22 protein-coding genes are annotated in these 25,962 nt (G+C 51.7%); 9 read left to right on the top strand and 13 right to left on the bottom strand.

What is annotated here, in order from left to right; all coding sequences use genetic code 11:
* Positions 1-20 precede the first annotated feature (20 nt).
* Complete coding sequence (gene cysS / locus Q399_RS0120050; protein WP_031571738.1) at positions 21-1,400, bottom strand: cysteine--tRNA ligase; 1,380 nt, start codon at positions 1,398-1,400, stop codon at positions 21-23.
* A gap of 162 nt (positions 1,401-1,562) precedes the next feature.
* Here cysS and Q399_RS0120045 point away from each other — a divergent pair, with 162 nt between their 5' ends.
* The 4 genes from Q399_RS0120045 to Q399_RS0120030 all read left to right on the top strand — a co-directional run bounded on the left by Q399_RS0120045 (position 1,563) and on the right by Q399_RS0120030 (position 4,311).
* Complete coding sequence (locus tag Q399_RS0120045) at positions 1,563-2,057, top strand: peptidylprolyl isomerase (protein WP_031571736.1); 495 nt, start codon at positions 1,563-1,565, stop codon at positions 2,055-2,057.
* Positions 2,050-2,814: a UDP-2,3-diacylglucosamine diphosphatase gene (locus tag Q399_RS0120040; RefSeq protein ID WP_031571733.1), complete on the top strand. Its 765-nt coding sequence runs from the start codon at positions 2,050-2,052 to the stop codon at positions 2,812-2,814. The genes Q399_RS0120045 and Q399_RS0120040 overlap by 8 nt, the downstream gene beginning before the upstream one ends.
* 4 nt (positions 2,815-2,818) lie before the next feature.
* Positions 2,819-3,577 carry a tRNA isopentenyl-2-thiomethyl-A-37 hydroxylase MiaE gene (gene miaE / locus Q399_RS0120035; RefSeq protein ID WP_031571731.1) on the top strand — a complete coding sequence of 253 codons (759 nt, stop codon included), beginning with the start codon at positions 2,819-2,821 and terminating at the stop codon, positions 3,575-3,577.
* A 134-nt stretch (positions 3,578-3,711) separates the two neighbouring features.
* On the top strand, positions 3,712-4,311 hold the full coding sequence (locus tag Q399_RS0120030) for a Yip1 family protein (protein ID WP_031571730.1): 600 nt from the start codon (positions 3,712-3,714) through the stop codon (positions 4,309-4,311).
* 57 nt (positions 4,312-4,368) lie between these two features.
* Here Q399_RS0120030 and purF read toward each other — a convergent pair whose 3' ends face one another.
* The 10 genes from purF to fabB form a co-directional block, all read right to left on the bottom strand.
* Positions 4,369-5,880, bottom strand: a complete 1,512-nt coding sequence (gene purF / locus Q399_RS0120025) for an amidophosphoribosyltransferase (protein ID WP_031571728.1) — start codon at positions 5,878-5,880, stop codon at positions 4,369-4,371.
* A gap of 6 nt (positions 5,881-5,886) precedes the next feature.
* Positions 5,887-6,390 carry a CvpA family protein gene (locus Q399_RS0120020; protein ID WP_031571727.1) on the bottom strand — a complete coding sequence of 168 codons (504 nt, stop codon included), beginning with the start codon at positions 6,388-6,390 and terminating at the stop codon, positions 5,887-5,889.
* 183 nt (positions 6,391-6,573) lie between these two features.
* The gene (locus Q399_RS0120015; RefSeq protein WP_031571726.1) at positions 6,574-7,329 is read right to left on the bottom strand and encodes an SPOR domain-containing protein; all 756 of its coding nucleotides are present in this window, start codon (positions 7,327-7,329) and stop codon (positions 6,574-6,576) included.
* The gene (folC, locus tag Q399_RS0120010; protein ID WP_031571725.1) at positions 7,326-8,603 is read right to left on the bottom strand and encodes a bifunctional tetrahydrofolate synthase/dihydrofolate synthase; all 1,278 of its coding nucleotides are present in this window, start codon (positions 8,601-8,603) and stop codon (positions 7,326-7,328) included. Before folC ends, Q399_RS0120015 begins: the two co-directional genes overlap by 4 nt.
* A gap of 6 nt (positions 8,604-8,609) precedes the next feature.
* Positions 8,610-9,482: an acetyl-CoA carboxylase, carboxyltransferase subunit beta gene (gene accD, locus Q399_RS0120005; RefSeq protein WP_031571724.1), complete on the bottom strand. Its 873-nt coding sequence runs from the start codon at positions 9,480-9,482 to the stop codon at positions 8,610-8,612.
* 199 nt (positions 9,483-9,681) lie between these two features.
* Positions 9,682-10,455: a tRNA pseudouridine(38-40) synthase TruA gene (gene truA / locus Q399_RS0120000; RefSeq protein WP_211253424.1), complete on the bottom strand. Its 774-nt coding sequence runs from the start codon at positions 10,453-10,455 to the stop codon at positions 9,682-9,684.
* A gap of 139 nt (positions 10,456-10,594) precedes the next feature.
* On the bottom strand, positions 10,595-13,606 hold the full coding sequence (locus Q399_RS0119995; protein ID WP_031571722.1) for a FimV/HubP family polar landmark protein: 3,012 nt from the start codon (positions 13,604-13,606) through the stop codon (positions 10,595-10,597).
* Positions 13,607-13,904: 298 nt separating this feature from the next.
* The gene (locus Q399_RS0119990) at positions 13,905-14,924 is read right to left on the bottom strand and encodes an aspartate-semialdehyde dehydrogenase (protein ID WP_031571721.1); all 1,020 of its coding nucleotides are present in this window, start codon (positions 14,922-14,924) and stop codon (positions 13,905-13,907) included.
* 15 nt (positions 14,925-14,939) lie between these two features.
* Positions 14,940-16,049, bottom strand: a complete 1,110-nt coding sequence (locus Q399_RS0119985; RefSeq protein WP_031571720.1) for a 4-phosphoerythronate dehydrogenase — start codon at positions 16,047-16,049, stop codon at positions 14,940-14,942.
* A 146-nt stretch (positions 16,050-16,195) separates the two neighbouring features.
* A complete protein-coding gene (gene fabB, locus Q399_RS0119980; protein WP_031571718.1) occupies positions 16,196-17,410 on the bottom strand; it encodes a beta-ketoacyl-ACP synthase I in 1,215 nt (404 codons plus the stop codon).
* A gap of 176 nt (positions 17,411-17,586) precedes the next feature.
* On the opposite strand from fabB, the gene mnmC reads away from it, so the two are divergent.
* Complete coding sequence (gene mnmC / locus Q399_RS0119975; protein ID WP_031571716.1) at positions 17,587-19,467, top strand: bifunctional tRNA (5-methylaminomethyl-2-thiouridine)(34)-methyltransferase MnmC2/FAD-dependent 5-carboxymethylaminomethyl-2-thiouridine(34) oxidoreductase MnmC1; 1,881 nt, start codon at positions 17,587-17,589, stop codon at positions 19,465-19,467.
* A gap of 36 nt (positions 19,468-19,503) precedes the next feature.
* On the opposite strand, the gene Q399_RS0119970 is transcribed toward mnmC, so the two are convergent.
* Positions 19,504-20,433, bottom strand: a complete 930-nt coding sequence (locus Q399_RS0119970; RefSeq protein WP_031571714.1) for a flagellar protein MotY — start codon at positions 20,431-20,433, stop codon at positions 19,504-19,506.
* A gap of 195 nt (positions 20,434-20,628) precedes the next feature.
* Here Q399_RS0119970 and rnt point away from each other — a divergent pair, with 195 nt between their 5' ends.
* Positions 20,629-21,297, top strand: coding sequence for a ribonuclease T (gene rnt / locus Q399_RS0119965; protein WP_031571712.1), 669 nt, complete (start codon positions 20,629-20,631; stop codon positions 21,295-21,297).
* A gap of 53 nt (positions 21,298-21,350) precedes the next feature.
* Here the strand turns inward: rnt and Q399_RS0119960 are convergent, their stop codons facing one another.
* Positions 21,351-21,692 (bottom strand): Grx4 family monothiol glutaredoxin, encoded by a 342-nt coding sequence (locus Q399_RS0119960; protein ID WP_031571711.1) that lies wholly within the window; start codon positions 21,690-21,692, stop codon positions 21,351-21,353.
* Between the two features lie 235 nt (positions 21,693-21,927).
* On the opposite strand from Q399_RS0119960, the gene Q399_RS0119955 reads away from it, so the two are divergent.
* From Q399_RS0119955 to Q399_RS0119945, 3 genes are all read left to right on the top strand, one after another.
* A complete protein-coding gene (locus Q399_RS0119955) occupies positions 21,928-22,512 on the top strand; it encodes a Fe-Mn family superoxide dismutase (protein ID WP_031571709.1) in 585 nt (194 codons plus the stop codon).
* 232 nt (positions 22,513-22,744) lie between these two features.
* Positions 22,745-24,667: a PrkA family serine protein kinase gene (locus Q399_RS0119950; protein ID WP_031571708.1), complete on the top strand. Its 1,923-nt coding sequence runs from the start codon at positions 22,745-22,747 to the stop codon at positions 24,665-24,667.
* A gap of 24 nt (positions 24,668-24,691) precedes the next feature.
* On the top strand, positions 24,692-25,960 hold the full coding sequence (locus tag Q399_RS0119945; RefSeq protein ID WP_031571707.1) for a YeaH/YhbH family protein: 1,269 nt from the start codon (positions 24,692-24,694) through the stop codon (positions 25,958-25,960).
* The last annotated feature ends 2 nt before the right edge of the window (positions 25,961-25,962 follow it).

Genomic DNA, 25,962 nt, shown 5'->3' with positions numbered 1-25,962 from the left:
TTTATGTTATCGGATGAGAGTTAACCGCGCCGCCAGCTCGTCACGCCGTTTTTATCTTCCACGATAATACCTTTGGCGGTTAACGCCGCCCGCGCAGCATCTGCAGCAGCCCAGTCTTTGGCTGCACGCGCCGCATTGCGACTGGCGATCAACGCCTCTATTTCAGCAACATCGTCATCCGACCCACCGGCTTTGAGGAATTCCTCAGCGTCGCCTTGCAAAATACCTAAGATTTCTCCCAGTTTGATTAACAAGGCGGCTAACTGCGCCGCTTTGCTGCTGTCTTCGTCTTTGGCTTTATTGATTTCGCGGGCCAGTTCAAACAGCACTGGCAACGCCAGCGCGGTATTAAAGTCATCATCCATCGCCGCGTTAAACTGGCGGACATAATCGTTATCCAGCTCCACGTTTGCTGCAGGAGTCACGCCACGAAGTGCCGTGTAGAGGCGACCAAGCGCCGCATGAGCCTGCAGCAGGTTTTCCGCCGAATAATTCAGCTGACTGCGATAGTGGCTGGAGATCAGAAAATATCGCACTGATTCGCGGTTGTATTCGGCTAATACGTCTTTCACAGTAAAGAAATTACCCAATGACTTGGACATTTTTTCTTTGTCGACCTGCACCATACCGGTATGGATCCAGGTATTGACGTATTTGGTGCCATGCGCACAGCAGCTTTGTGCAATTTCGTTTTCATGATGCGGGAACTGCAAGTCAGAACCACCGCCATGGATATCAAAATGCGCGCCCAAATGTTTGGCGCTCATCGCCGAACATTCGATATGCCAGCCCGGCCGACCTGCGCCCCATGGCGACTGCCAGCTAGGCTCACCTGGTTTTGCCATTTTCCACAGCACAAAATCCAGCGGGTCGTCTTTGGCCTGGTCAATTTCGACCCGGGCGCCCGCCTGCAGCATTTCCAAGTTCTGCTGACTGAGCTGGCCATATTCGGCGAAAGTGCTGACATCGAATAACACGTCGCCATCAGCGGCGATATAAGCATGTTTTTTTGCCAGCAACGATTGAATTAATTCAACGATTTCATGCATATGTGTAGTAACCCGCGGCTCAATATCAGCCGGTAGCAGGTTAAGCGCGTTAAAATCAGCATGCATGGCTTCCGTATAACGCGCGGTCAGCGCATCACAGCTTTCGCCGTTTTCATTGGCACGGCGGATAATTTTGTCGTCCACGTCGGTGATATTGCGCACATAAGTGACGTCATAACCGGAAAAACGTAAATAGCGGTTCATCACATCAAAAGCAACATAAGTGCGGGCGTGACCGACATGACAGAAATCGTAGATAGTGATGCCACAGACATACATGCCGACTTTACCGGGGACCAAAGGTTTAAAGGTTTCTTTCTGGCGGGTCAGCGTATTGTAAATCTGTAACATAATGTCCTCTGAGTGGTGGCAACCGGGCGCCGCGAAATCAAATTAAACGATCGCCGTTAAAAAGTGACAGTGTAACATCAGCCTTGATGCCGGGCTATCCTTGCTTTGTGTTCGCCGGGGCTTCAGGTAAACTATGCCGACATTTTTTCCGGAGATATGAATATGGTAACTTTCCACACCAATTTTGGCGTGATCAAACTGAACCTGTTTGCTGACAAAGCGCCAAAAACCGTTGAAAACTTCAAGTCTTATGTGGCTGAAGGCTTCTACGACGGCACCATCTTCCACCGCGTTATCGACGGTTTTATGATCCAGGGTGGCGGTTTCACTCAGGACATGGAACAAAAAGAAACCAAAAGCCCAATCCAGAACGAGGCCGACAATGGCGTTGCCAACAAAAAAGGCACTATCGCCATGGCGCGGACCAATGACCCACACTCAGCCACCTGCCAGTTTTTTATCAACGTCGCAGACAACAGTTTCCTGAACTTCAGTGGTAAAAACGCCAGTGGTTGGGGTTATTGTGTGTTTGGCGAAGTGGTTGAAGGCATGGACGTGATTGACAAGATCCGCACTGTCGCGACCGGCCGCAAATTTGGCCACGCCGATGTGCCGGTTGAAAATGTTGTCCTCGAAAAAGCCGAATTACATGGCTGAACGCTCGACCCTGCTGATCGCTGATCTGCACTTAAGTCCGGACAGGCCTGATATTACTCAGGCCTTTCTGCATTTTCTGGCCGGACCGGCACGAAACGCAGATGCGCTGTACATTCTTGGCGATTTATTTGAAGTCTGGATTGGCGACGACAATCCGGAGCCATTATTGCAGCAAGTCGCCACGGCTATCCGCCAACTGACTGATTTCGGCGTTCCGGTCTATTTCTGCCATGGCAACCGGGATTTCCTGCTGAAACAAGGTTATGCCGGACGTGCGGGCATGCAGTTGTTATCCCCGCATTCTGTCGTTGATTTTTATGGCACACCGACCCTGTTGATGCATGGCGACAGCCTCTGTACCTTAGACCTTGGTTATCAGAAATTCCGCCGCTGGTGGGATCAGCCCTGGTGGCAATGGCTCATCCTGCATACGCCACTGTGGTATCGCCAGCATCTCGGCCGTAAAGCCCGCCGCGTCAGCGCCAGCGACAAAATGGCCAAGTCTGCGCTTATCATGGATGTCACACCGGAAGAAGTGCCAAAAGTACTGATGCTGCATCAGGTACAGCACCTGATCCATGGTCATACCCACAGACCAGCCGTACACGAACTGCAACTACCAGACGACAGACCCGCCTGGCGTTACGTGCTCGGCGACTGGTACCAGCAAAGTGCCTATCTCGAAATAAAACCTTCCGGCTGGCAACTGCATTTTGCCGCCCTGCCAAATCTTTCCGACGCTCAGAACACAGATTAAAAAGATGAATTACGCCGAACTGCTGACGCCTGTCCATCAATTTTTATTATGCCGTACACCACAGGCCTGGATTGATAAAGCCAAAGAGCCGGCGAATTTGCCTGTGTTATTGCAGGACCACCTGCTGTGTGAATTAAAAGCAGCGCAAACCGCGATGTTGCTGCTGCGCAAATATGCCGTTGATAAAGAAGGCTCTTTGGCTCTGTTGGAATGGCTAAAGCCGTTTGAAGATTTTGCCTATCGTTTTATTGGCGATGCCGGGTCGTTACGTAACAGCGTTAAATTAAGCCGCAATCTGGCCGGCCGGCCGGATGTGTCGTACAGCAATGATATTATTGAGAAAATGGTGCTGCTTATTCGCGAAGAACTGCATCATTTTTATCAGGTGCTGGAAATTATGCAGGCGCGGGGCATTCCTTACACCAACATCAGCGCCGGCCGTTATGCCAAAGGTCTGATTAGCGCCTGCAAAACCCATGAACCGCAAATTCTGGTCGACAAGCTGATTTGCGGCGCTTTGATTGAAGCCCGATCCTGCGAACGTTTTGCCGCACTCGCCGAAGTAGTAGATGCCGAACTGGGGCAATTTTACTTATCGTTGCTGCGCTCCGAAGCGCGGCATTTTGAGGATTATCTGACATTGGCACAGCAGATCTCCACCTCAGATATTCAGCCGCGCCTAAAGCATTTTCTGCAAATTGAAGCTGAGCTGATTCAAAGCCCAGATGCGGATTTTAAATTCCACAGCGGCAGCCCAATCTGATCCGATAATCGTGCTTTATCCGTAATCTCTGCAGGCAAACTTGACGACTTTACGTCTGTTAGCCATACCTTATTTATGAGTGTTCCGTTGTCACTCTGAGACCTCACCTGTAGCAGTAGACAAGGATAACGAAAATGATTCTAAACCACTTATGGGGCTTATACGCTCATCCGAAAGAAGAATGGCACACCATCGATAACCGCCACGAAAGTTTAAAATATAGTCTGACCCACATTCTGTTGGTCGCTCTCATCCCATCCATTTGTGCATATTTTTCCGCAGTCAACATAGGCTGGAGTATCGGCGTCGGTGAACCTATCCGCCTGACCGCTGAAAGTGCGTCGATGCTGGCTGTGGCCATGTATGTCGCGTTGATTGGCGGTGTTTTTGCGCTGGCCTATCTGGCACACTGGATGGCGCATACCTTCGGCTCTGAACCGACCTACACCCAAACGCTGGAGTTAGCGTCTTACACGTCGACCCCGTTGTTTATGGTTGGATTAGCGGCTTTGTACCCTGAACTCTGGTTTGTCATGCTGGTAGGCTTAGCAGGATTATCCTATTCGATTTATCTGCTGTACGTCGGCGTGCCTATCCTGATGCACATTCCCGAAGAACGCGGCTTTATTTATGCCAGTTCAGTGGTCACCTGCGGTTTGATCCTGCTGGTTTGTGTGTTGACTGCTACGGCGATCCTCTGGAGTTCCGGTTTCGCACCGATGTTTACCCATTAGGTTGTGCCAAAAACAAAAAAGGAGCCGAGGCTCCTTTTTTGTTTTCCGAAAACCGTATTAACTTTCGTTATACAGCTCCAGATTAGCAGCCATCGCCGCAGCTTTTAGCGCTTTCGAATCTTCGCTGCGCGCGGCATCCAGACGGTTCAGATATTCCTGCGAAATGTCATTGGTAACATACACGCCATCAAACACTGAAGTTTCAAACTTCTTGATTGCCGGGTTCTCGTCACGAACTGCGCCAATCAGATCTTCTAATGACTGGAAAATCAAACCATCAGCACCGATGATTTTGCAGATGCTTTCCACATCATGGCCATGCGCAATCAGTTCGTTAGCAGACGGCATATCAATACCATACACGTTCGGGAAACGAATTTCAGGGGCGGCGGAGGCGAAATACACCTTGCTGGCACCGGCTTCACGCGCCATTTCAATGATTTGACCAGAAGTCGTGCCACGCACAATAGAATCATCCACCAGCAGCACGTTTTTGCCTTTAAATTCTTGCTTAATCGCATTCAGTTTACGCTTGACGGACTTCTTGCGTTCGCCCTGCCCTGGCATAATAAAGGTGCGGCCGATATAACGGTTTTTCACATAACCCTGACGATACGGCAGGCCCAGCTCGTGCGCGATTTGCAGCGCGGCATCGTTACTGGTTTCCGGAATTGGGATCACCACATCAATATCTAGATGCGCCCATTCTTTTTTGATTTTCTGACCGAGCTTTTTCCCCATGTTGACGCGGGACGCATAAACAGACACGTTGTCGATGGTCGAATCCGGCCGGGCGAAATACACATACTCAAAAATACACGGCGTGTAAGTTGGGTTCTCTGCACATTGCTGGCTGAACAACTGACCATCTTCAGTAATGTAGACCGCTTCACCAGGCATCACGTCTCGCAGCACACTGAAACCATCCGCATCCAACGCGACACTTTCAGAGGCCACCATATATTCGGTACCGAGTTCAGTTTCACGTTTGCCCATCACCAGTGGACGGATCCCATTTGGATCGCGAAACGCCACCAGGCCATGACCAATGATTAAGGCCACCACAGCATAGCCGCCTCGCACTTTACGGTGCACGCTGGAAACGGCACGGAAAATAGCATCCGGCATCAGATGTAAGGCATTGTCGCATTGCAGCTCATGCGCAAAAGCATTGAGCAGCACTTCAGAGTCTGAATTGGTGTTGACGTGACGGCGGGCGTCATTAAACAGCTGATCTTTGACTTCGTCGGCATTGGTTAAATTACCGTTGTGCGCCAAAGCGATACCAAAAGGACTGTTGACATAAAACGGCTGCGCTTCGGCAGTACTGGCAGAACCGGCCGTTGGGTAACGCACATGGCCGATGCCGATGTTACCGGCAAGGCGCTGCATATGACGGGCTTCAAACACGTCTTTAACCAGGCCATTGGCTTTACGCAGACGCAGACGATTCTGGTCCACCGTGACGATGCCGGCAGCGTCCTGGCCGCGATGCTGTAAGACGGTGAGGCCATCGTACAACGCCTGATTGACCGGATATTTACCTACGATACCAACAATACCACACATGGAACCTTACCTCGTCAGAACAGATGTCTGTTGCATAAAACTCGAGTTGTCTTTCAGATAAGTGAAAAACCACTCAATGATAAAATCGAATTCGGGGATCAAAATTGACGCTTTCCACCACTCGGCGCTGGCCGATGGTGTAAATGCATCGAGGAAAAATAATAAGGCGCTGACCACCAGCACGCCACGCAGGGCGCCAAAAACCAGGCCTAACAACCGGTCGGTGCCACTTAAGCCGGTGGATTGCACTAGCTTACCAATCAGAAAATTCAGCAGGCCGCCCAGCAGCAGACAGGACACAAACAGGATACCAATCGCAACAGCGTTACGGATTAAAGCATTGTCTATATTAGAAAAAAACGGGGAGAGATAGGGATAATAATGACTGGCCACAAAAAACGCCAGTACCCAGATGATCAACGAAATGGCTTCTTTCACGAAGCCGCGGATTAGACTGATCAATGTCGATAATCCGATGATTGCCAGAATGGCGTAATCAACCCAAACCATTTGCTACCAAAACAGGACGCTTGAGGACGGCGCGCATTCTATCAAATACGGTGTAGAACTGCCTAGCGACAATTGCCATTCCGCCATTAATTTTACGCTGGTGTGACCGCCGGCTGCTACCGGCCGGCATTGCGATATCAAGCGGGGCAGCAGCCAAAGCACGCTGCCAACCCCACCATTTTATTAGTTCTCGACCGGCTGATAACTGCTGACCTTCAACTTCGGCACCTGCGCCAACCGTTGTAACTCGGTTAATTTTGCTTCGAGTTTGTCTTTTTTCAGATCCGGACCGACTAATACACTGACCATAGTGGTGCCCTGACTATTGACGATTTTACGGGTAAAAGCGTTATGTCCGGCAGCTTTGAGTTTACTGACCAGTGCATTGGCATTTTGTTCTTTGCTGAATGAACCCACTTTGACGACATAAGCAGCTTGTGACAGAGGTTTTTCCACTTTGACCGGGGCTGGCTGTTCAGTGGTGGTTTTCTCAGCAGGTAAAGGCTCGGCCGGTAAAGTTGCTGTCTGCACATTCTTTGCCTGATTAATGTCGGCCTGCGCTTGTACTGCCTGTTCTGTCAGCGTTGGTTTTGTATCCGTCATTGGATCCGGATCTGTGCCCGTGCCAGCAGGCGTTGCAGCGTTTTGCACAGCCGGCTCAGTGGCCGTTTGCTCAGCCGGTGTTACCGCAGACGGCGCATCCAGCACCGGGCTATTATCCGTCACCGGCGTCATCGCAGCGGTTTGTGCTGCCTGATGTTGATCCTGACTAAAGACCGCAGGTTGTGCCACTTCGGCAAACTCCGGCCGCTCCGGAATGGCTTTAAAATCATCTTTACTGACCTGTTTGCGGCCATCGAGTAAATCCGGCAAAAACACCACAGCAGCGACAATCAGAATAGCGGTGCCGATCAGGCGATTGGTAAAAACTGCAGTCATACATTTTCCTGTGGCCACAGACTCAGCACACTGCTGACCGTGACAAAAGATCCAAATACTACAAATAATTCATCAGCCGGCGCGCTGGCAATAGTTGCCAACACGTCGGACATCTGCGGATACTGACAGCTTTGTTCAGTTGAAGGCAAGGCCTGTTGCAGCAGATCGCTGCTGGCGCCCCGCACACCGGGCAAAGACACCAGATGCCAGTGATAACCCTGGCCGGTAAAACAGCTCAGCGCTTCGCGGATATCCTTGTCTTTGAGCATGCCAACCACCAGCTGAACTCTGCGATAGCCGTTCTTTAATTGCGTCAGCTGTGAAGCCAGATAAGCGGCCGATTGCGGATTGTGCGCCACATCCAGCAGCACAGCTGGTTTGCGGCTTAACCACTGCATCCGCCCCGGTAAACTAAGCTGTGCCAGCACCTGTGCGCAAATGTTTTCATCCGGCAGTAAATCCAGCAGCGCCAGCGCGGTCAAGGCAGTGGCGACGTTCTGCACCGGCACACCCGGCAATGGTAAATGCTCATAATGTTGGTCAGTAAAATGCCAGGCAAAAGTCTGTGCCTGCAGATCAAGTTGGAAGTCGCTACCGGCGCAGCTTAGGTTTGCACCAATATCGGTGGCGACCTGCCGAACTGACTGCGGTACCTGTAAATCCCCCACCACTGCCGGCCGACCCGCTCTGAATACCCCGGCTTTTTCCCGGCCTATGGTTTCCCGGTCATTGCCGAGCCAGTCCTGATGATCCAAATCGACTGTAGTGATAATGCTCAGCGCCGGATCGACAATGTTGGTCGCATCCAGCCGGCCGCCTAACCCCACCTCAATCAGGCAAATCTGTGGTGCCTGCGATTTCAGGATGGCAAAGGCCGCCAAAGTGGTGAATTCAAAATACGTCAGCGCAATATCCGCGCGCAGGGCCTCGACTTGCTTGAGGCCTTCAACCCACAGCTCATCGGCGACATCGACGCCATTGATGCGCAGCCGCTCGTTAAACCGCAGCAAATGGGGTGAGCTGTAGACACCAACACTCAGGCCCTGCGCCAGCAATAATTGCTCCAGCGTGCGGGCTGTGGTGCCTTTGCCGTTGGTGCCAGCAATCAAAATCACTATGCCTGGCAATTGCGCCAGCGCAGCACGTTCGGCAACCGACTGCACCCGGCCAAGGCCAAGTTCAATTTTTTCAATAGGATGGGATTGTTCAATGTAACAAAGCCAATCTGCCAGGCTGTGGCACGATTGGCTTTGCAGTAACGCAGTGGAAGTCATAACGCCTTAAGCGACGCGATGCTCCTGGTCCGGAGCCGGCAGCCGCATGAATTTTGCTACTAATCGCGCAATTGTATCGCGCATTTGCCGACGGTCAACAATCATGTCGATTGCACCATGCTCTAACAGGAATTCACTGCGCTGGAAGCCTTCCGGCAGCTTTTCACGCACTGTCTGTTCAATGACGCGTGGACCGGCAAAACCGATCAGCGCTTTTGGTTCACCGATATTGATATCACCGAGCATCGCCAGTGAGGCCGACACCCCACCCATCGTCGGGTCAGTCAGCACAGAAATGTACGGCAGGCCGGCTTCGCTCAGTTTTGCCAGCGCGGCGCTGGTTTTCGCCATTTGCATCAGCGAGAACAGGGCCTCCTGCATCCGCGCGCCGCCTGAAGCGGAGAAACAGATAAACGGAATTTTGTGCTCCAGCGCAAACTCGACGCCTTTGACAAACTTGGCACCGACCACAGACGCCATAGAACCGCCCATAAACTCGAACTCAAAGCTGGCCGCGACTACCGGCATGCCTTTGAGCGAGCCACGCATCACCACCATGGCGTCTTTTTCATTGGTGTCTTTTTGTGCGGCGACAATCCGGTCTTTGTAACGTTTGCTGTCTTTAAATTTCAGCACGTCTTGTGGTTCCAGCTCTGCCGCCAGTTCAACAGTGGTGTTGACATCAAAGAATTGGGTTAAGCGCGTGCGGGCACTGACCCGCATATGATGGTCACATTTTGGACAGACACCTAACTGGCGATCCAAATCAGCTTTATATAAGACTGCGTCACAAGCGGTGCATTTGGTCCAGACCCCTTCCGGAATGTTGCGACGGGCAGATGACGAAGTGCGGGGCAGGATTTTTTCTAACCAACTCATAAGAATTCCTATATCTGACTGCGATTATTTTCTGTGCAGTTCTGCTGAAAATAACAGAATTTCAGCGAAATTGACGCAAACGGCGGTTATTAAAACACAAAGCCCAAACACAGAATACCAAAAACTGGTCTTAGTAGTTGCGCGCAGCAACTGTGCGCCCGGCAGATACGACAAGGCCAGAACGCCAGAGTTCCACCGGTTAATCAGGTAAAAATAACGGGCCTAACGGCGATTTTGGTATAGCAAAATGTGCCGGATAATCGACATCAACCAAATACAGGCCTTCAGCTTTGGCAGTCGCAGCGGCCAGAGTCCGGTCTTTTGCTGCCAGCAATTCGGCAATCCACTGCGGTGACCGGCGCCCCATGCCAACTTCTAATAAGCTGCCGGTGATGTTGCGCACCATATGATGCAAAAACGCATTGGCTTTGATATCCAGCACAATGTAGTCGCCAAACCTGTTGATTTGCAGGTGCATCACGTTGCGAAATGGTGTGTTGGACTGGCATTGAATAGCGCGGAAGGACGAAAAATCCTGCTCGCCCAAAAGCACCGGCGCCGCCTGCTGCATCAGGCTGACGTCAATCTCCTGATGATAATGACTAAGACCTGCACCTAAAATCGCCGGGCGGAATTTTCGGTTATAAATCACGTACCGATAACGTCGCGCAGTGGCAGAAAAACGGGCATGAAAGTCATCCGGTACCGGCTGTGCCCAGCGCACCGCAATGCCAGTCGGCAAGTTGGAATTGGTGCCCATGATCCAGCCGCGCATATCGCGCACTGCATCAGTATCAAAGTGAATGACCTGACCGGTGCCATGCACGCCGGCGTCAGTACGTCCGGCGCAAAAAATCTCCACCGGCGCGTTAGCGACCTGGCTCAAGGCTTTTTCCAGCTCGCCCTGAATGCTGTTCACTTCCCGCTGACGTTGCCAGCCGAAATAGCCGGTTCCGTCGTACTCAATCCCCATCGCAATACGCATTCTGACTCCAAGGGCACCACTCATTCAGCGGCGGCGAGTATAACAAAGCCGCCGTACTGCGGCAAAAGCCAGACCACAGAAAACAACAAAGCGCCCGAAAGCGCTTTGTGTCAGAGGGAAGTGCGACTTACGACAGCAAAGCCGCAGCTTCTTGTTTTACATGCGCCGGTGCTTCGGACGCCATAATCTCTTTTATCAGATGATTAGCGCTGTCCGCATCACCAATCTCGATATAGGCGCGGACTAAATCCAGTTGTCCGGCAAATCCGCCGTCAGCATGGTCGACATCACCAACCTCGTCAGCAGCAATCAAATCTTCAAAATCGGCCAGACCTACATCGATATTCAGCGTTTTTAGTTCAGCATCAGGCTCAAGCTGGTCTTCCGTCGCCGCCAGTAACTTGTCGATATTGACAAAATCCGGCAATTCAACTGGCTCGGTTTCGGGACTATAACGGCTTTGGCTTTGTTGTAACTGTTCAAGCTCCGCCAGCACTTCTGCGGCTTTATGCTGATCCGCCAACGGATCTGCAACTGGTGATGCGAATTCATCGAGGCCCGACAACAACTCATCAAAGTTCACATCATCCAGCTGATGTAACTCAGATTGTTCAGCAGTCAGGGCTGGCTCTTCAGCGGTATCGATCAACTCTTCCGGAAAAATCGCCGCCTGTTCCGCATCGTCGAGTTGTAAATCCGGATACTCGTCCAGCACTTTGCTTGGTCTCTCTACCGACGAAATGCCTTCATAAACCCGGGCGACCGAGTTATCGTCCGACAGGCCCAGGTCCGGCATTTCTGTTGCCATTTCTTCCAAACCGGCGAATTCGGACAAATATTCTGTTTCTGCCGCAGTTTCAGCCGCCAGCTCTGCCTCAATTTCAGTGCCGGCACCATCCTCGAGCATCAGCTCTTCGATATCGATAAAATCATCGGCTGGCGCAGCGTCTGCTTCAGCTGCTGCGACTGCCGCCGGCGCCAGTTCAGCTTCGGCGGGTTCATCCTCTGCAGATGGCTCTGTTAACATAGCGCTGAAATCGGCCAGACTAAGCTCAGCATTTGCGATGTCGGCAGACGCCTGCGTCACTGCATCTTCAGGTAATTCAAGCTCTTGCAGTGATTGTTTCGCCTGTTGTGATTGTGCCCGGATCTCGGCAACTTCGTTGAGGATCTCATCCAGTTCATCCAACAGACCTGATTCGTCGTCTGCCGCCAGCAGCTCGTCAGACTCAAAGGCCTCTGCGGCCTCCAGTGCTTCCTCTTCCGACGCAGTGACCGGTAAATCTTCAACTGTCTGCTCTACAGCAAGCTGCTCTTCGGCCAGCGATTCAGCAAATGCTTCTAATTCAGAGCTGTCGAAAGCCTGTTGCGGCGCTTCCGATTCAACTTCAGCCGAAACTGGCACTGTGGCTTCAGTGGCTTGTGTCATATCTAATAATGCGTCGATATCAAAGTCGTCGCTGTCATCAGCCGGTAACGGCGCTGCCGCAACAGGCTCGGCGGCCGCTGCACCGGCGCCAGCCTGAGTCTGAGCGACCAGCGCATCAATATCAAAGTCATCATCATCTAATGCCACAGCCGAGGTAGCGACTGGCTCTTCGCCAGGTAAATCCAACTCGATTTCTTCCAGCAACTCGTCTGATTCAGCGGCTTCCGCTGCTGCAAAGGCCAGCGCTGCTGCCGACACCTGCGGGTCCGTCAACAAGTCGGATTCAGGCTCAGCTTCAGCTGTCACCTCAGGCTTGGCCTGTTGTGCCGCTAAAGCCTGATTAAAAATCGCATCCGGATCATCATCATCGTCTGCCAGATTATCAAACAGCGAACTGAGCTCGTTGCCAGAAAGAATATTATTTGGATCAAAGGCCTGCTTGGCTTCAAAGGCTGGCTCGTCAGCATCCAGTAAGTTGCTCAGCGCATCGCCGGATAAAATATTGTCCGGGTCAAAAGGTTCTGCCTTCGCTGGTGCCGGCGGCGGCTCCAGTGGATCGTCCAGTAAATCGTCCAGGCCAAAAGCGCCGGCAGTTTTACTGTTATCGGAGCCCAGATCCAAATGATCATCCAGCAAATCATCATCATCAAAACTGGCCATCGCCGGTTTTCTGGCAGGCGTCCGGTCGAAATCGTCGTCCAGCCGGATGCCGCTGCTCAGATTGTCATTGAGTAAAGAATCATCCAGGTTAATCAGACTGCTTTCATCAAAATCAAGACTGTCATCGAGCGGTGGCAATGGCGATTTATAATTTGGATCCAGCGCCGGGCTGGCAGTGGCTGCTGACACTGCTGCGGCAGCTTTTTTGCTCTTACGGCGAATGAGTAACACCACCCCAAACAACACCAGCGCAGCCGGCAATGCCGCCGCCAGGATCCAACCGGCCGGGCTGTTGGCAAGATTTTGCCAGGTCTCGGCAAAGTTAAACCCTTCCTGCTGTTTGCGGATCTGTTCACGCTGCTGTTCCAGCATTTCGGTTTGTTGCTGCAGCAACTGTTGCAGCTGGGTCTGGATCTCACTGTCTTTGTCCAGTTGCTGCTTCACATTCGACAGTTCTGAAACCACAGTGTCGAGCTGTTTCTTCAGCGCGGTATTTTCCTGCACTATGGTTTCGACGTTGGCCATAGATGCACCGAGCCGGTCACGCAAATCAGACATTTGCTCGGTCTGCTGCGCCTCCACCCGGTTCAACTCATCGGTAATTTCTTGTTGCGCTTTAGCGATATCAACCTGTTTGGCGGAATGGTCTTCCGGTTTCAACTGCGCAGCTTTGCGGATTTTTTCTGCCCAGACACGGTCGTCATTTTCAGACTTACGCTGTGCCATCACCGGGTCAATTGCCAGAATGTCGCGAATGCCGGGCACTTCGAGGAAAGCGCCCGGTTTCAGATGATTAAAGTTATCGTCGAGGAAGGCGTCAGGGTTGCGCTGATACAGCGCAAACATCATCTGATACATGTTGACGCGTTTATCTGGTCTCGCCTGTTCTGCCAGGCGCCACAAAGTGTCCTGCGCCGACAATGGTCCCAGCCGGGTCACTGCCGGTGTATCAAATTCTTTTGGACCGCGTAAGCGCGCCGTCGATTCAGCCCAGGCTGCCGTCATAAAATTGACGGTAAACAGAATGAGCAAAATTCGCATCAGAAGCATGCAATATTCCCTAACAACCATTGGATCCAGCTGGATGCCCATTGCATCCGGACTGAACGCCTGAGTGCTGTATCCGCCATTGGATATAGTCGCTCTGCAAACAATGTTCCACAATTTGCGGCTCTTTCAGCAGATTCTAAACCAGATTAGCCAAAAGGTGCAGAATTGATGCTGCGACAGGCTCCAACTTGCCTGTCACACCCTGTCGACAGTCAGGCACTTGATTAATATGGCGCCAGAACCAGGCTCAGCAAAAACAAAAAAGGCCCCTAAGGGCCTTTGTTAACATCAGCGGAATTTACAAATAATCGCGGATCAGATGTTCAGCAATTTGAATGCTGTTCGTCGCGGCGCCTTTACGCACGTTGTCGGCCACTACCCAGAGATTTAACCCATGTTCATGCGACAGGTCTTTGCGAATACGGCCAACAAACACATCATCCTGACCTTGGGCATGGCTGACCTGGGTCGGGAATTCGGCGTTGTCTTCTAACAACACCACGCCCGGCGCTTGCGCCAGCAGTGCTTTAACTTCTTCGACACTGATTGGCGAACGGGTTTCGATATGCACCGCTTCGGCGTGGCCATAAAACGCCGGCACCCGCACTGCGGTGGCGTTTACCGAAATGCTGTCATCACCCATGATTTTCTGGGTTTCCCAGTGCATTTTCATTTCTTCTTTGGTGTAACCGTTGTCCATAAAGACATCGATTTGCGGAATAACGTTAAAAGCGATCTGACGTGAAAACTTGCCGGTCGATTCAATCGGACGACCATTCAGCAGCTGTGCTGTTTCAGATGCTAAAGCTTCAATGCCCTGCTGACCGGCGCCGCTCACTGACTGATAGGTCGCCACGTTGACGCGGGTAATACCAACGGCATCATGGATTGGCTTTAACGCCACCAGCATCTGGATAGTTGAACAATTCGGGTTGGCGATGATGTTGCGGTTGCGGTAATCGGCAATCGCATGGGCATTGACTTCAGGCACTACTAACGGGATATCCGCTTCGTAGCGGTAATGTGAAGTGTTGTCGATGACGATACAACCAGCATCGGCCGCTTTTGGCGCATAAACTGCCGACACACTGCCGCCAGCTGAGAACAAACCAATTTGCGCTTTGGTCCAGTCAAAGGTCTCAGCATCCAGCACTTCTACCTGTTTACCATGAAATGTCACTGTGCCACCGGCAGAGCGTTTACTGGCCAATGGGTAAAGATTGCGTACCGGAAAATCGCGCTGCTGCAGAATTTCGATCAAATGCTGACCGACCAAACCTGTAGCGCCTAATACTGCGACGTCAAATTGCTGAGCCATTTGGTTTGTTCCCCTTTATTTCTGGCTGAAACCTAAACGAATTAAATAATCTGGCACCTGCCCCTGCAGGCACACTGAACTGAATTCCCGCCGCGGCGGGTAGGTTTTTCTGAGCCAGTCAAACCCATGCGTGACCAGATGCCGTCTGAACAATGCATCGTCACGCCGGACATCATATAACATACGGCAGAGATTTTGGACATCTAAAAGTCTAAAATTTGGCGAAATTTGCAGCTTTTCAATGGCGGCGGCCGGTAAAAACTCGGCCAGGGTCTTGGTTGGCGTCACGCCCAGCAACTGGCACACCGCCTGATACAACATTTCAGTGCCGCGGGCTTTGCCTTCAACACTGTGACCGGCAATATGCGCAGTGGCAATATCACAATACGGCAGCAGCGCCTGTTCAATCGCCGGCTCGTTTTCCCAGACATCGAGAAACAAAGGCCGGCGCACGCCGGCACGGGCTTGCGCCAACAGCGCCTGGTTATCAACCACTTCACCGCGACAGGCATTAATCAGTGCTGTTGTGGCCGGTAAGGCCGCCAGCCGTTTGGCATCTAATAAATGAAAAGTCGGATAAGCGCCGCTACGCACCAGCGGTACATGCAAACTGACCACATCGGCGCTTGCTAATAAAGTATCGAGGTCAAGATGAGGAAAATCAGCTTCAGCCGCCCGCAAGGGGTCATTTTGCAGCACGCAGACGCCTAGCGCCAGCAACGCCGCCACCAGTCGTTTACCGATTTGACCGACGCCAACGACACCAACGCTGAATTCAGTGAGTGGTTTATCTTGTTGCTCCGCCAGGATAAACAGGCAGCTCAGTACATATTCCACCACCGACTGCGCATTACAACCCGGCGCGTTGGTGTGGGTTATGCCACGCGTCTGCAAATACGCCAGATCCAGATGATCAGTGCCGATGGTGGCGGTCCCGACAAAACGAATATTGGGATTGGCATCCAGCAGCGCAGCATTGACTTTGGTCACAGAGCGCACCAGCAGAATATCCGCATCTGCCAACTCCGCAGCCTCGGCATTGCGACCAGAAAACAAGGTGACGTCGCCTAAATCGGCGAAAAACTCCCGGGCCAGCGGCATATTGTCATCGGCATAAATTTTCATCGGCAACTCCGGTCAGCACAGGCATAACAAACTGCGCCGCATTCTATGTCAGAACACCAACTCTGCGCCATGTAGTCGGCAGATTTCATCGTGCCAGAAGCGACAAAGCCACCCGTAGGTGGCTTTATTTCAATGGTCTGACCGGCTTAGCCGTTAAATTTTTGCATCACCAGCGTGGCATTGGTGCCACCAAAACCAAAGCTATTCGACATTACAGTGTTTAAGTTCGCAGCGGTTGGCTTGGTGATGATGTTCAGGCCTTCTGCCGCCGCATCCAGCTCACCGATGTTGATAGACGGTGCAATAAAACCATGTTCCATCATCAGCAATGAATAAATCGCTTCATGCACACCCGCAGCACCCAAAGCGTGACCGGTCATCGCTTTAGTCGCGCTAATCGCCGGGCTCTTACCGCCAAACACTTGTTGAATAGCACCGAGTTCTTTGACGTCACCGACCGGTGTACTGGTACCATGAGTGTTCAGGTAGTCAATTGGCGCTTTCACATCGGCCAGCGCCATTTGCATACAACGCACCGCGCCTTCACCACTTGGCGCCACCATGTCGTAACCATCTGAAGTCGCGCCGTAACCCACCACTTCGGCATAAATTTTCGCGCCACGGGCTAAGGCATGTTCCAGCTCTTCAATCACCAGAATACCGCCACCACCGGAGATAACAAAACCATCGCGGTTCGCGTCATAAGTGCGTGAAGCCTGAGTTGGCGTGTCGTTGTATTTGCTCGACAACGCGCCCATGGCGTCGAATTCCATTGCCAGTGTCCAGTGCACTTCTTCACCGCCGCCGGCGAAAATCACGTCTTGTTTACCGAGCTGGATCAGTTCCACCGCATGGCCAATACAATGCGCGCTGGTGGCGCAGGCAGAGCTGATGGAATAGTTCACGCCTTTGATTTCAAACGGCGTTGCTAAGCAGGCAGAACAAGTCGATGACATAGTTTTTGGCACAGCATAAGGGCCAACGCGTTTGACGCCTTTTTCACGCAGAATATCTGCGGCTTCAATTTGTGTTTTTGACGAAGCACCGCCAGAGCCCACGACCAGACCGGTACGTGGATTGGAGACTTGCTCTGGCGTCAAACCTGCATCTGCAATGGCCTGGGCCATTGAGATGTACGCATAAGCAGCGGCGTCGCCCATAAAACGCAACGCTTTACGATCAATCAGAGCAGCAGTGTCAATGTTGATTTGACCCCAGACCTGAGAACGCAGCCCAAAATCGGCAAATTCCTGCGCAAAGCTGATACCGGAACGGCCTTCCTGCAGGGAGGCCAATACTTCTGCTTTGTTGTTACCGATACTTGAAACTATGCCCAATCCGGTGATTACCGCTCTTTTCATTCTGACTCCAGCGTAAAAAAATAGTGTTCGCGGCCATTGTACGGGCTTTTTCCCGTCAACTGGTCCAATTTCAGCGCACAGTTGTACACTCACCTGCTCACACTATTAGCCGCCAGCATGACAAACAAGTTAAAATGCGCAACTTTGTGCAATTTTTTTCTAATACGGACTTGCTGATGAGTCAGATCCAATCCGCCACCTTGCGTTACAACGAACAAGGCACGCCGGTTTCGAACGTTTTTGATGATGTTTATTTTTCTAATGAAAGTGGCCTCGACGAGACGCAGTTTGTGTTTTTGCACAACAATCAATTACCAGAACGCTGGCTGCAGTTGCCCAAACGTTGTTTTCATGTGATCGAAACCGGTTTTGGTACCGGGCTGAACTTTCTGGTGTGCTGGCAGGCGTTTCGTCAGTTTCGGGCGGCGCAGCCTGACGCAACTTGCCAGCAGCTGCATTTCTCCACTTTCGAAAAATTCCCGTTAACTCTCAATGATTTGACGCAGGCATTAACCGCCTGGCCAACGTTACAGCCACTCATCGCTGAGCTGTTGGCGCAATATCCACGGCCTTTTGCTGGCTGTCATCGACTGCAGTTTGACCAGGGCGCGGTGACGCTGGACTTATGGCTCGGGGATATCAAAGACAATCTGCCGGCGTTGCCGCTGCCGAACCGCGCCGATGCCTGGTTTTTGGATGGTTTTGCCCCCAGTAAAAATCCGGATATGTGGCAGGACAGCTTGTTCGAAGGTATGGATCGGTTAAGCGGCCCCGGTACCACAGTCGCCACTTTTACCAGTGCCGGCATCGTGCGGCGCGGCCTGCAAAGCGCTGGTTTTTTGGTAAAGAAGGTCAAAGGTTTTGGCCGCAAACGCGAGATGGCGGTGGGTGTTATCCCTGAAGAGCCGTCTGCCTTTACGTCCTCCGCCCCCGAAGACATCGTCACGCTGGTCGGCGGTGGTATCGCAGCGGTCTTAACCGCATTGGCCCTGGTGCAGCGTGGCCGCCAGGTGCGTTTGCTATGTAAAGACGATACCGTCGCCTTGGGTGCCTCGCACAACCGACAAGGTGCCTTGTACCCGCAGCTGCAAACCAGCTTTAGCCCGGTGTCGCGTTTTCACGCCTCCGCTTATGGTTTTGCTTGTCGCCGCTACCGGGAACTATCCCGGCAATTTGATTTCCCGCAGCAGTTTTGCGGTGTGCTGACGTTAGCTTGCACCGAAGCCCTGGCGCTGCGCCAGAGTAAAATCCAGCAGGAAAGCGCCTGGCCGTCGGGCTTTTTTCAGGTGCTGGACGCAAAAGAGAGCAGTGAACTGGCGGGCTTGCCTATGCCGTACGGCGGCTTGTTTTACCCGGATGGTGGTTGGGTCGCACCTCAGCGTTTTTGTCAGGCGGCGCTTGACTGGCTTTTACAACAGCCCAGTTTTAAATTTTGTGCCAATACCGAAGTGACGGCGTTACAACGTGGCTCCAATGGTTGGGAGCTTTCTACATCATCCGGCCCAATAGGCAGCAGCCAGCTGGTGCTTTGTAATGGTGTCGATCTGACGCAGTTCGCACCCACCCAGCATTTGCCACTCAATCAGGTGCGTGGTCAGGTGTCCCATGTACATGCACCGCAGATGGCGGCACTGCGCACCGTGGTTTGTCATCAGGGCTATATCACGCCGGCCGATACGGCGGAATTTAATGGTGAGCATTGTGTCGGCGCGACTTTTGACCGGGACAATCGCAATACCATCAGTACTGCAACAGACGACTCCGCCAACCTGGCATTGGTGAATGCAGCGCTGCAGCAACCAGCCTGGTTTGCTGATGCGACAGTAAAATCATCAAAAACCGGGCTGCGCGCAACGGTACCGGATCATCTGCCTATTGCCGGGCGTGTTGCCGAAGATTTGTATGTGCTGGGCGGTCTTGGTGCCCGTGGACTGCTGTTCGCGCCATTGCTGGCAGAACATTTAGCCTCAGTATTGTGTCAGCAGCCGTCACCGCTGCAAGACGAGCTCGAACAGCTCGTCAGTGCGTCACGCTTTGATAAGTTACGCCAAAGTTAAGCAAAAAAGCCCTGACATTCAGGGCTCTTTTACGATTTATTGGATTGTTAGCCTGGGCGCTTCCGCCCGCACCAACTGCACCACAGCCCGACGGTTCGTCGCGCGGCCGCGTAAGGTGTCATTCGGTGCCACGTGGCGCTTTTCACCAAAACCTTCAGTGCGGATCACTTTTTCATCAATCCCGGCGCTGACTAAAAATGCTTTAAGTGCCTTGGCTCTTTTGCGCGATAACTCTTCGTTGATCCAACGACCGCCATAACTGTCGGTGTAGGTATCAATATCAACCGAAGCAATAGCTTTGTCGTGTTTCAGGTATTCGGCAATTTGTTGTAAACGCGCCTCAGATTCCCGTGTCAGCGCATCGCTGTTACTTTGATAATTCAGCACAGTCAGCGCAATATCGTCAAAAGTAAACCGCAACAAACCGGCCATGCAGGCATTAAATTGCTGATAAGGCAGGCCGAAATGGATTGGATTGAGCTGAGCTGCGATTTTGTCATAAGGACTGTGCCAGTCGTCAAAATAGAAAGTCGGACTAAAGCCCTGCTCCAGTTCAGTCAGCATGGTCCAGGCCTGCTGTTTCGGTAAGTCGCCATCAAATTGTTTTAACAGCTTCATATCGGCCAACGCTTTAGCTTGTTCACCGGCCCGCCAGCCCGGCGGTATTGACAACACTTCGGCCAGACTGTACCCGTCCGGCTGACGCTGCATTTTCAGCTGGAATAACAGATTAGACTCTTTACTGGCAGTGCTGACAAAACGGGCTTCACCAAATTGCGGAATTGCATGGACCAATTCACAGCGCAGGGCCGTCGACGTTTTCACCGACCAGGCAGAATTGTCCAGGGTGGCAGCATATTGCCGCACACTTTGCCGCATTTCTTGCCGGTTTATTGCCGCTTCACCCGCACTGTTCAGTAGCAGCGCACAGCACAAAGCGGCTAGTTGTATGGCTGTTTTCATCATTCAATGACCATTAACTGCTTAGGATCCAAGCACTTTGCCTACAAATTTGTGGTTTGTTGTTTGCTTGTGCATCACTGCAAACCAAGAACACAGCACCTTCTCTGTCAAAACAATTAGCAAAGCTTATGCCGACGGCAAGACGAGTTGCATTTTTTTTGGCATACTGCGGCTCTTTTTTCTGACTGAATGCGGTTCATGAGCCAGACTACCACTTTATTCGCCCAACGTTTTCGCGGTTATTTTCCGGTTGTGATCGACGTCGAAACGGCCGGTTTTAATGCACAAACGGACGCCTTGTTAGAGATCGCCGCCTGCACACTGAAAATGGACGAGCAAGGTTTGCTCAGCATTGATCAGACGGTGCATTTTCATGTGGAGCCTTTCGAAGGTGCAGTGCTCAATCCAAGCTCTTTGGCGTTTAATGGTATCGATCCCTATAACCCGCTGCGTGGCGCCGTGCATGAACGGGAAGCGCTGACCGAAATGTTTAAAGTAGTGCGTAAAGGCCAGAAAGATGCTGGCTGTCAGCGCGCCGTATTGGTTGCACATAACGCCGCTTTTGATCAGGGCTTTGTCAACGCAGCGGTCGAGCGCAATAACATCAAACGTTCGCCATTCCACGCTTTTGTGTCTTTTGATACCACCACGTTGGCCGCGCTGGCGCTGGGGCAAACGGTACTGGCCAAAGCTTGTCAGGCTGCAGGTATTCCGTTCGACGGCAAAGAAGCGCACAGCGCGCTTTATGACACAGAACGGACCGCTGAGTTATTTTGCCATATCGTCAATCGCTGGCAGACACTTGGCGGCTGGCCGCCGCCGTTTCTGGATACCGACACCGAAGCGCAGGACGCTGACACCGAATAACCTGCAGAAACAACAAAACCGCCGCGGCGGTTTTGTTTTATCAGCTTTAGAAATTATTCTGCGCCGTCGTCTTTTTTGTATTTGGCCGCCGTTTCTTTGATCAACGGCTGTAACTCACCGCGCTGGAACATCTCCAGCATAATGTCGCAACCGCCAATCAGCTCGCCTTCTACCCACAGTTGCGGGAACGTTGGCCAGTTGGCGTACGCCGGTAATTCAGCGCGGATATCCGGGTTTTGCAGAATATCTACAAAGGCAAACGGCTCACCACAAGCAATCAGCGCTTGTGAAGCCTGCGCAGAAAAACCACAGCTTGGCAGTTTTGGCGAACCTTTCATGTAAATGATGATTGGGTTATCCGCCAGTTGTTGTTTGATTTTGTCGATAGTTTCCATCAGGACCTCTGCAGGAGCGCTAAAAAATTTGCCACATTTTACCAAAGGAATTGCCGGTCGCCACTTGAGATCTGCCGATTTGCCCCAAAAACTCTGGCTGCAGAACAAAACCTCAACGCGAGGCTGGCCATCGGGTATTTGTGCAGACAATCCGCTGGTAAAACTTGAGTAATTTACTCGGGTTTTGTAGTCTACGCGATGCAGAACCACTAAACAACGCCGATGGAGAAATAGAATGGCTTTTGAATTACCAGCATTACCATATGCTAAAGACGCTTTAGCACCGCACATTTCCGCTGAAACTCTGGAATTCCACCATGGCAAGCACCACAACGCTTACGTGGTCAAACTGAACTCATTGATTGAAGGCACTGCGTTTGCCGGCAAATCACTGGAAGACATCATCAAAACTTCAGAAGGCCCGGTGTTCAACAACGCGGCACAAATCTGGAACCACACTTTCTACTGGCACTGCCTGTCACCACAAGGTGGCGGTGAACCAACTGGCGCATTAGCTGATGCTATCAACGCCAAATGGGGTTCATTTGCAGCTTTCCAGACCGCTTTTAACGACAAAGCAGTTAACAACTTCGGTTCAAGCTGGACCTGGCTGGTGAAAAAGGCGGACGGCACTCTGGATATCGTCAACACGTCAAATGCCGGCACACCGCTGACCGACAGCAGCGTGACTGCTCTGCTGACCGTTGACCTGTGGGAACACGCTTATTACATCGATTTCCGCAATGCGCGCCCAACTTACCTGAATGCCTTCTGGGCTCTGGTAAACTGGGAATTCGCCAGCGCAAACTTTGCCAAGTAACGATTCCTTGCCAGTTACTGAAAACCCGGCTTTCGCCGGGTTTTTCTTTTCCATCTGCCCCGCCCATTTGCCCGTATTGCTGAACTACGCTTAGCGCAGCGAATCAAACAGGCAAATGTATCTCGTCGAAAATTGCTGAAAATTCTTGTAATTAGAGCGGCGAGTTCATTTTTTCCTGACTAACCTTTAATTGCGACCCGTTTTTATATGAGTTTGTTTGTGGAGGTGCATGATGGGCATTTTTGAGCACTACAAGTCTCGTTACGAAGCAGCACGCGAAGAGGAATACAGCATTTCGGAGTATCTCCAGCTGTGCAAAAACGACAAAAGTTGTTACGCCAGTGCCGCCGAGCGGTTGCTAATGGCGATAGGTCAGCCGGAACTGACTGATACCGCGCAAGACCCTAAACTCAGCCGGTTATTCTCCAACCGTGTCATCGCACGTTATCCGGCGTTTTCCGAATTTTACGGCATGGAAGACGCGGTTGAGCAAATCGTCTCTTATCTGAAACATTCGGCGCAGGGCCTCGAAGAGCGCAAGCAAATCCTTTATTTGCTCGGCCCGGTCGGTGGCGGTAAATCCTCGCTGGCAGAGAAACTCAAATCTTTAATGCAACAAGTGCCGATTTATTACCTGAAAGGCTCACCGGTGTACGATCACCCGCTGTGCCTGTTTGACCTCAATGAAGACGGCAACATCCTGTTGCAGGAATACGGCATTCCAAAACGCTATCTTAAAACCATTATGTCGCCCTGGGCCAGTAAACGCCTGCACGAATTTAACGGCGATATCAGTCAGTTCCGCGTGGTGAAAAAGTATCCGTCCATTCTCGATCAGGTAGCCATCGCTAAAACCGAACCCGGCGATGAAAACAATCAGGATATAGCTTCATTGGTTGGTAAAGTCGACATCCGCATGCTTGAGCATTTTGCTCAAAACGACCCCGACGCTTACAGCTACTCAGGCGCTTTGTGCCGCGCCAACCAGGGTCTGATGGAATTCGTCGAGATGTTTAAAGCCCCGATTAAAGTGCTGCATCCTTTGCTGACTGCAACGCAGGAAGGCAATTACAACGGCACAGAGGGCCTGGCCGCGCTGCCATTTGAAGGCATAATTCTGGCGCACAGCAACGAGTCTGAATGGCAGACCTTCCGCAATAATAAAAACAATGAGGCCTTTCTCGACCGGGTTTATATCGTCAAGGTGCCTTATTGCCTTCGCGTGTCGGAAGAAGTACGGATCTACGAAAAATTGCTGGAGCACAGTGAGCTGAAAACAGCCCCTTGTGCGCCTGGTACTCTGACTTCACTGGCGCAGTTTGCCGTGTTGTCCCGGCTGAAAAACCCGGAAAACTCCAGCATGTATTCCAAAATGCGTGTTTACGATGGCGAAAGCCTGAAAGACACTGATCCCAAAGCCAAGTCCTATCAGGAGTATCGTGACTATGCCGGCGTCGACGAAGGCATGACCGGCTTGTCGACACGCTTTGCATTTAAGATTTTGTCCAGGGTATTTAACTTTGATACCACTGAAGTGGCCGCCAACCCGGTCCATCTGTTTTACGTGCTGGAACAACAAATTGAGCGGGAGCAATTCCCGGCTGATGTGGCTGAGCGTTATCTGGAACATTTAAAAGGCTATCTGATCCCGAAATACGTTGAGTTTATCGGTAAAGAAATTCAGACGGCCTATTTAGAGAGTTACTCAGAATATGGGCAAAACATCTTCGATCGTTACGTGATCTACGCCGATTTCTGGATCCAGGACCAAGAATACCGCGACCCGGAAACCGGTCAGTTGTTTGACAGGGCGGCGCTGAATGCTGAACTGGAAAAAATTGAAAAACCAGCCGGCATCAGCAATCCAAAAGATTTCCGCAACGAAATCGTCAACTTTGTACTGCGCGCCAAAGCGAAAAACAATGGCAAAAATCCGACCTGGACCAGCTACGAGAAGCTGCGTACTGTCATCGAGAAAAAAATGTTCTCCAGTACTGAAGAGCTGCTGCCGGTGATTTCGTTTAATGCCAAAACTTCGACCGATGATCAGAAAAAACACGACGATTTTGTCGACCGGATGATGGAAAAAGGCTATACGCGCAAACAGGTGCGTTTGTTGTCTGAGTGGTACCTGCGGGTCCGGAAGTCACAATGAGGCCGGGGTTGAGGCGGAGGTACTATGGCGCATTTTATCGATCGACGCCTGAACGGCAAAAACAAAAGCGCGGTGAACCGGCAACGGTTCATCCGCCGCTATAAACAACAAATCAAACAAGCAGTGTCTGATGCGATCAGTAAACGCAGCGTCACTGATATCGACAAAGGTGAGAGTGTTTCAATCCCAGGGCGCGACATCACGGAGCCGTTTTTTCATCAGGGCAGCGGTGGCCACCGTGAGCGCGTGCATCCGGGCAATGATCAGTTCAGCGAAGGCGACCGCATCAAAAGGCCGCTGGGTGGCCAGGGCGGCGGCTCCGGTCAGGGTGATGCCAGTGTAGACGGTGAAGGCGAAGACGAATTTGTCTTTTCGATTTCAAAAGACGAATACCTGGATTTGTTGTTCGAAGATTTAGAACTACCGAATCTGCGCAAAAACCAGCTGGATAAACTGGTGCAATATAAAAATGTCCGCGCCGGTTATCGCTCTGAGGGCGTGCCCAGCAATATCGACATAGTCCGCTCCTTACAGGGCTCGCTGGCGCGCCGGGTCGCCATGACAGCAGGCAAGAAGAAACAACTGCATGAGATAGAACAGGAAATTACCGAACTGGAAGCATCCGCCCTGCCGGATATGCAACGATTGCAGCTGTTAAACACAGAGGCGGATGAGCTCCGTCGCCGCATTGACGCAGTACCTTTTATTGACAGCTTTGACCTGCGCTTTCGCAATTTCGCCAAAAGACCGGAACCGACCAGCAAAGCCGTGATGTTTTGCCTGATGGATGTGTCGGGTTCTATGGATCAGGCCACCAAAGATATGGCCAAACGTTTTTACATTTTGCTCTACATGTTTTTAAGCCGCAGCTATAAAAATGTCGAAGTGGTGTATATCCGCCACCACACCCAGGCCAAAGAAGTCGATGAACACGAGTTTTTTTATTCGCAGGAAACTGGCGGCACCATTGTGTCCAGCGCCCTGAAGTTGATGGCTGAGGTCGTTAAAGAACGCTACGACCCGACCGAGTGGAATATCTACGCGGCTCAGGCGTCCGACGGCGACAACTGGGCCGACGACAGCCCACAGTGCTCGCAGCTTTTGGCCGAGCAATTGCTGCCGTGGGTGCGTTATTACGCTTATATCGAAATCACCCAACGCCCACATCAGAGCCTGTGGGTTGAATATGAAAAACTGCTCAGCAGTTTTGAAAATTTTGCCATCCAGCCTATTCGCCAGGTCAGTGATATTTACCCGGTGTTCAGAACGCTGTTTAAAAAACAGGCCGCCTGAAT

This window comes from Rheinheimera texasensis DSM 17496 (genome assembly GCF_000711985.1).
GTDB lineage: Bacteria > Pseudomonadota > Gammaproteobacteria > Enterobacterales > Alteromonadaceae > Pararheinheimera > Pararheinheimera texasensis.
This window is presented reverse-complemented; position numbering and strand designations above follow the sequence as displayed.

What these genes read in the sequence shown, in the direction of transcription:
- cysS (WP_031571738.1), bottom strand. Translation starts at nt 1,400, where the DNA reads ATGTTACAGATTTACAATACGCTGACCCGCCAGAAAGAAACCTTTAAA.
- Q399_RS0120045 (WP_031571736.1), top strand. Translation starts at nt 1,563, where the DNA reads ATGGTAACTTTCCACACCAATTTTGGCGTGATCAAACTGAACCTGTTT.
- Q399_RS0120040 (WP_031571733.1), top strand. Translation starts at nt 2,050, where the DNA reads ATGGCTGAACGCTCGACCCTGCTGATCGCTGATCTGCACTTAAGTCCG.
- miaE (WP_031571731.1), top strand. Translation starts at nt 2,819, where the DNA reads ATGAATTACGCCGAACTGCTGACGCCTGTCCATCAATTTTTATTATGC.
- Q399_RS0120030 (WP_031571730.1), top strand. Translation starts at nt 3,712, where the DNA reads ATGATTCTAAACCACTTATGGGGCTTATACGCTCATCCGAAAGAAGAA.
- purF (WP_031571728.1), bottom strand. Translation starts at nt 5,880, where the DNA reads ATGTGTGGTATTGTTGGTATCGTAGGTAAATATCCGGTCAATCAGGCG.
- Q399_RS0120020 (WP_031571727.1), bottom strand. Translation starts at nt 6,390, where the DNA reads ATGGTTTGGGTTGATTACGCCATTCTGGCAATCATCGGATTATCGACA.
- Q399_RS0120015 (WP_031571726.1), bottom strand. Translation starts at nt 7,329, where the DNA reads ATGACTGCAGTTTTTACCAATCGCCTGATCGGCACCGCTATTCTGATT.
- folC (WP_031571725.1), bottom strand. Translation starts at nt 8,603, where the DNA reads ATGACTTCCACTGCGTTACTGCAAAGCCAATCGTGCCACAGCCTGGCA.
- accD (WP_031571724.1), bottom strand. Translation starts at nt 9,482, where the DNA reads ATGAGTTGGTTAGAAAAAATCCTGCCCCGCACTTCGTCATCTGCCCGT.
- truA (WP_211253424.1), bottom strand. Translation starts at nt 10,455, where the DNA reads ATGGGGATTGAGTACGACGGAACCGGCTATTTCGGCTGGCAACGTCAG.
- Q399_RS0119995 (WP_031571722.1), bottom strand. Translation starts at nt 13,606, where the DNA reads ATGCTTCTGATGCGAATTTTGCTCATTCTGTTTACCGTCAATTTTATG.
- Q399_RS0119990 (WP_031571721.1), bottom strand. Translation starts at nt 14,924, where the DNA reads ATGGCTCAGCAATTTGACGTCGCAGTATTAGGCGCTACAGGTTTGGTC.
- Q399_RS0119985 (WP_031571720.1), bottom strand. Translation starts at nt 16,049, where the DNA reads ATGAAAATTTATGCCGATGACAATATGCCGCTGGCCCGGGAGTTTTTC.
- fabB (WP_031571718.1), bottom strand. Translation starts at nt 17,410, where the DNA reads ATGAAAAGAGCGGTAATCACCGGATTGGGCATAGTTTCAAGTATCGGT.
- mnmC (WP_031571716.1), top strand. Translation starts at nt 17,587, where the DNA reads ATGAGTCAGATCCAATCCGCCACCTTGCGTTACAACGAACAAGGCACG.
- Q399_RS0119970 (WP_031571714.1), bottom strand. Translation starts at nt 20,433, where the DNA reads ATGATGAAAACAGCCATACAACTAGCCGCTTTGTGCTGTGCGCTGCTA.
- rnt (WP_031571712.1), top strand. Translation starts at nt 20,629, where the DNA reads ATGAGCCAGACTACCACTTTATTCGCCCAACGTTTTCGCGGTTATTTT.
- Q399_RS0119960 (WP_031571711.1), bottom strand. Translation starts at nt 21,692, where the DNA reads ATGGAAACTATCGACAAAATCAAACAACAACTGGCGGATAACCCAATC.
- Q399_RS0119955 (WP_031571709.1), top strand. Translation starts at nt 21,928, where the DNA reads ATGGCTTTTGAATTACCAGCATTACCATATGCTAAAGACGCTTTAGCA.
- Q399_RS0119950 (WP_031571708.1), top strand. Translation starts at nt 22,745, where the DNA reads ATGGGCATTTTTGAGCACTACAAGTCTCGTTACGAAGCAGCACGCGAA.
- Q399_RS0119945 (WP_031571707.1), top strand. Translation starts at nt 24,692, where the DNA reads ATGGCGCATTTTATCGATCGACGCCTGAACGGCAAAAACAAAAGCGCG.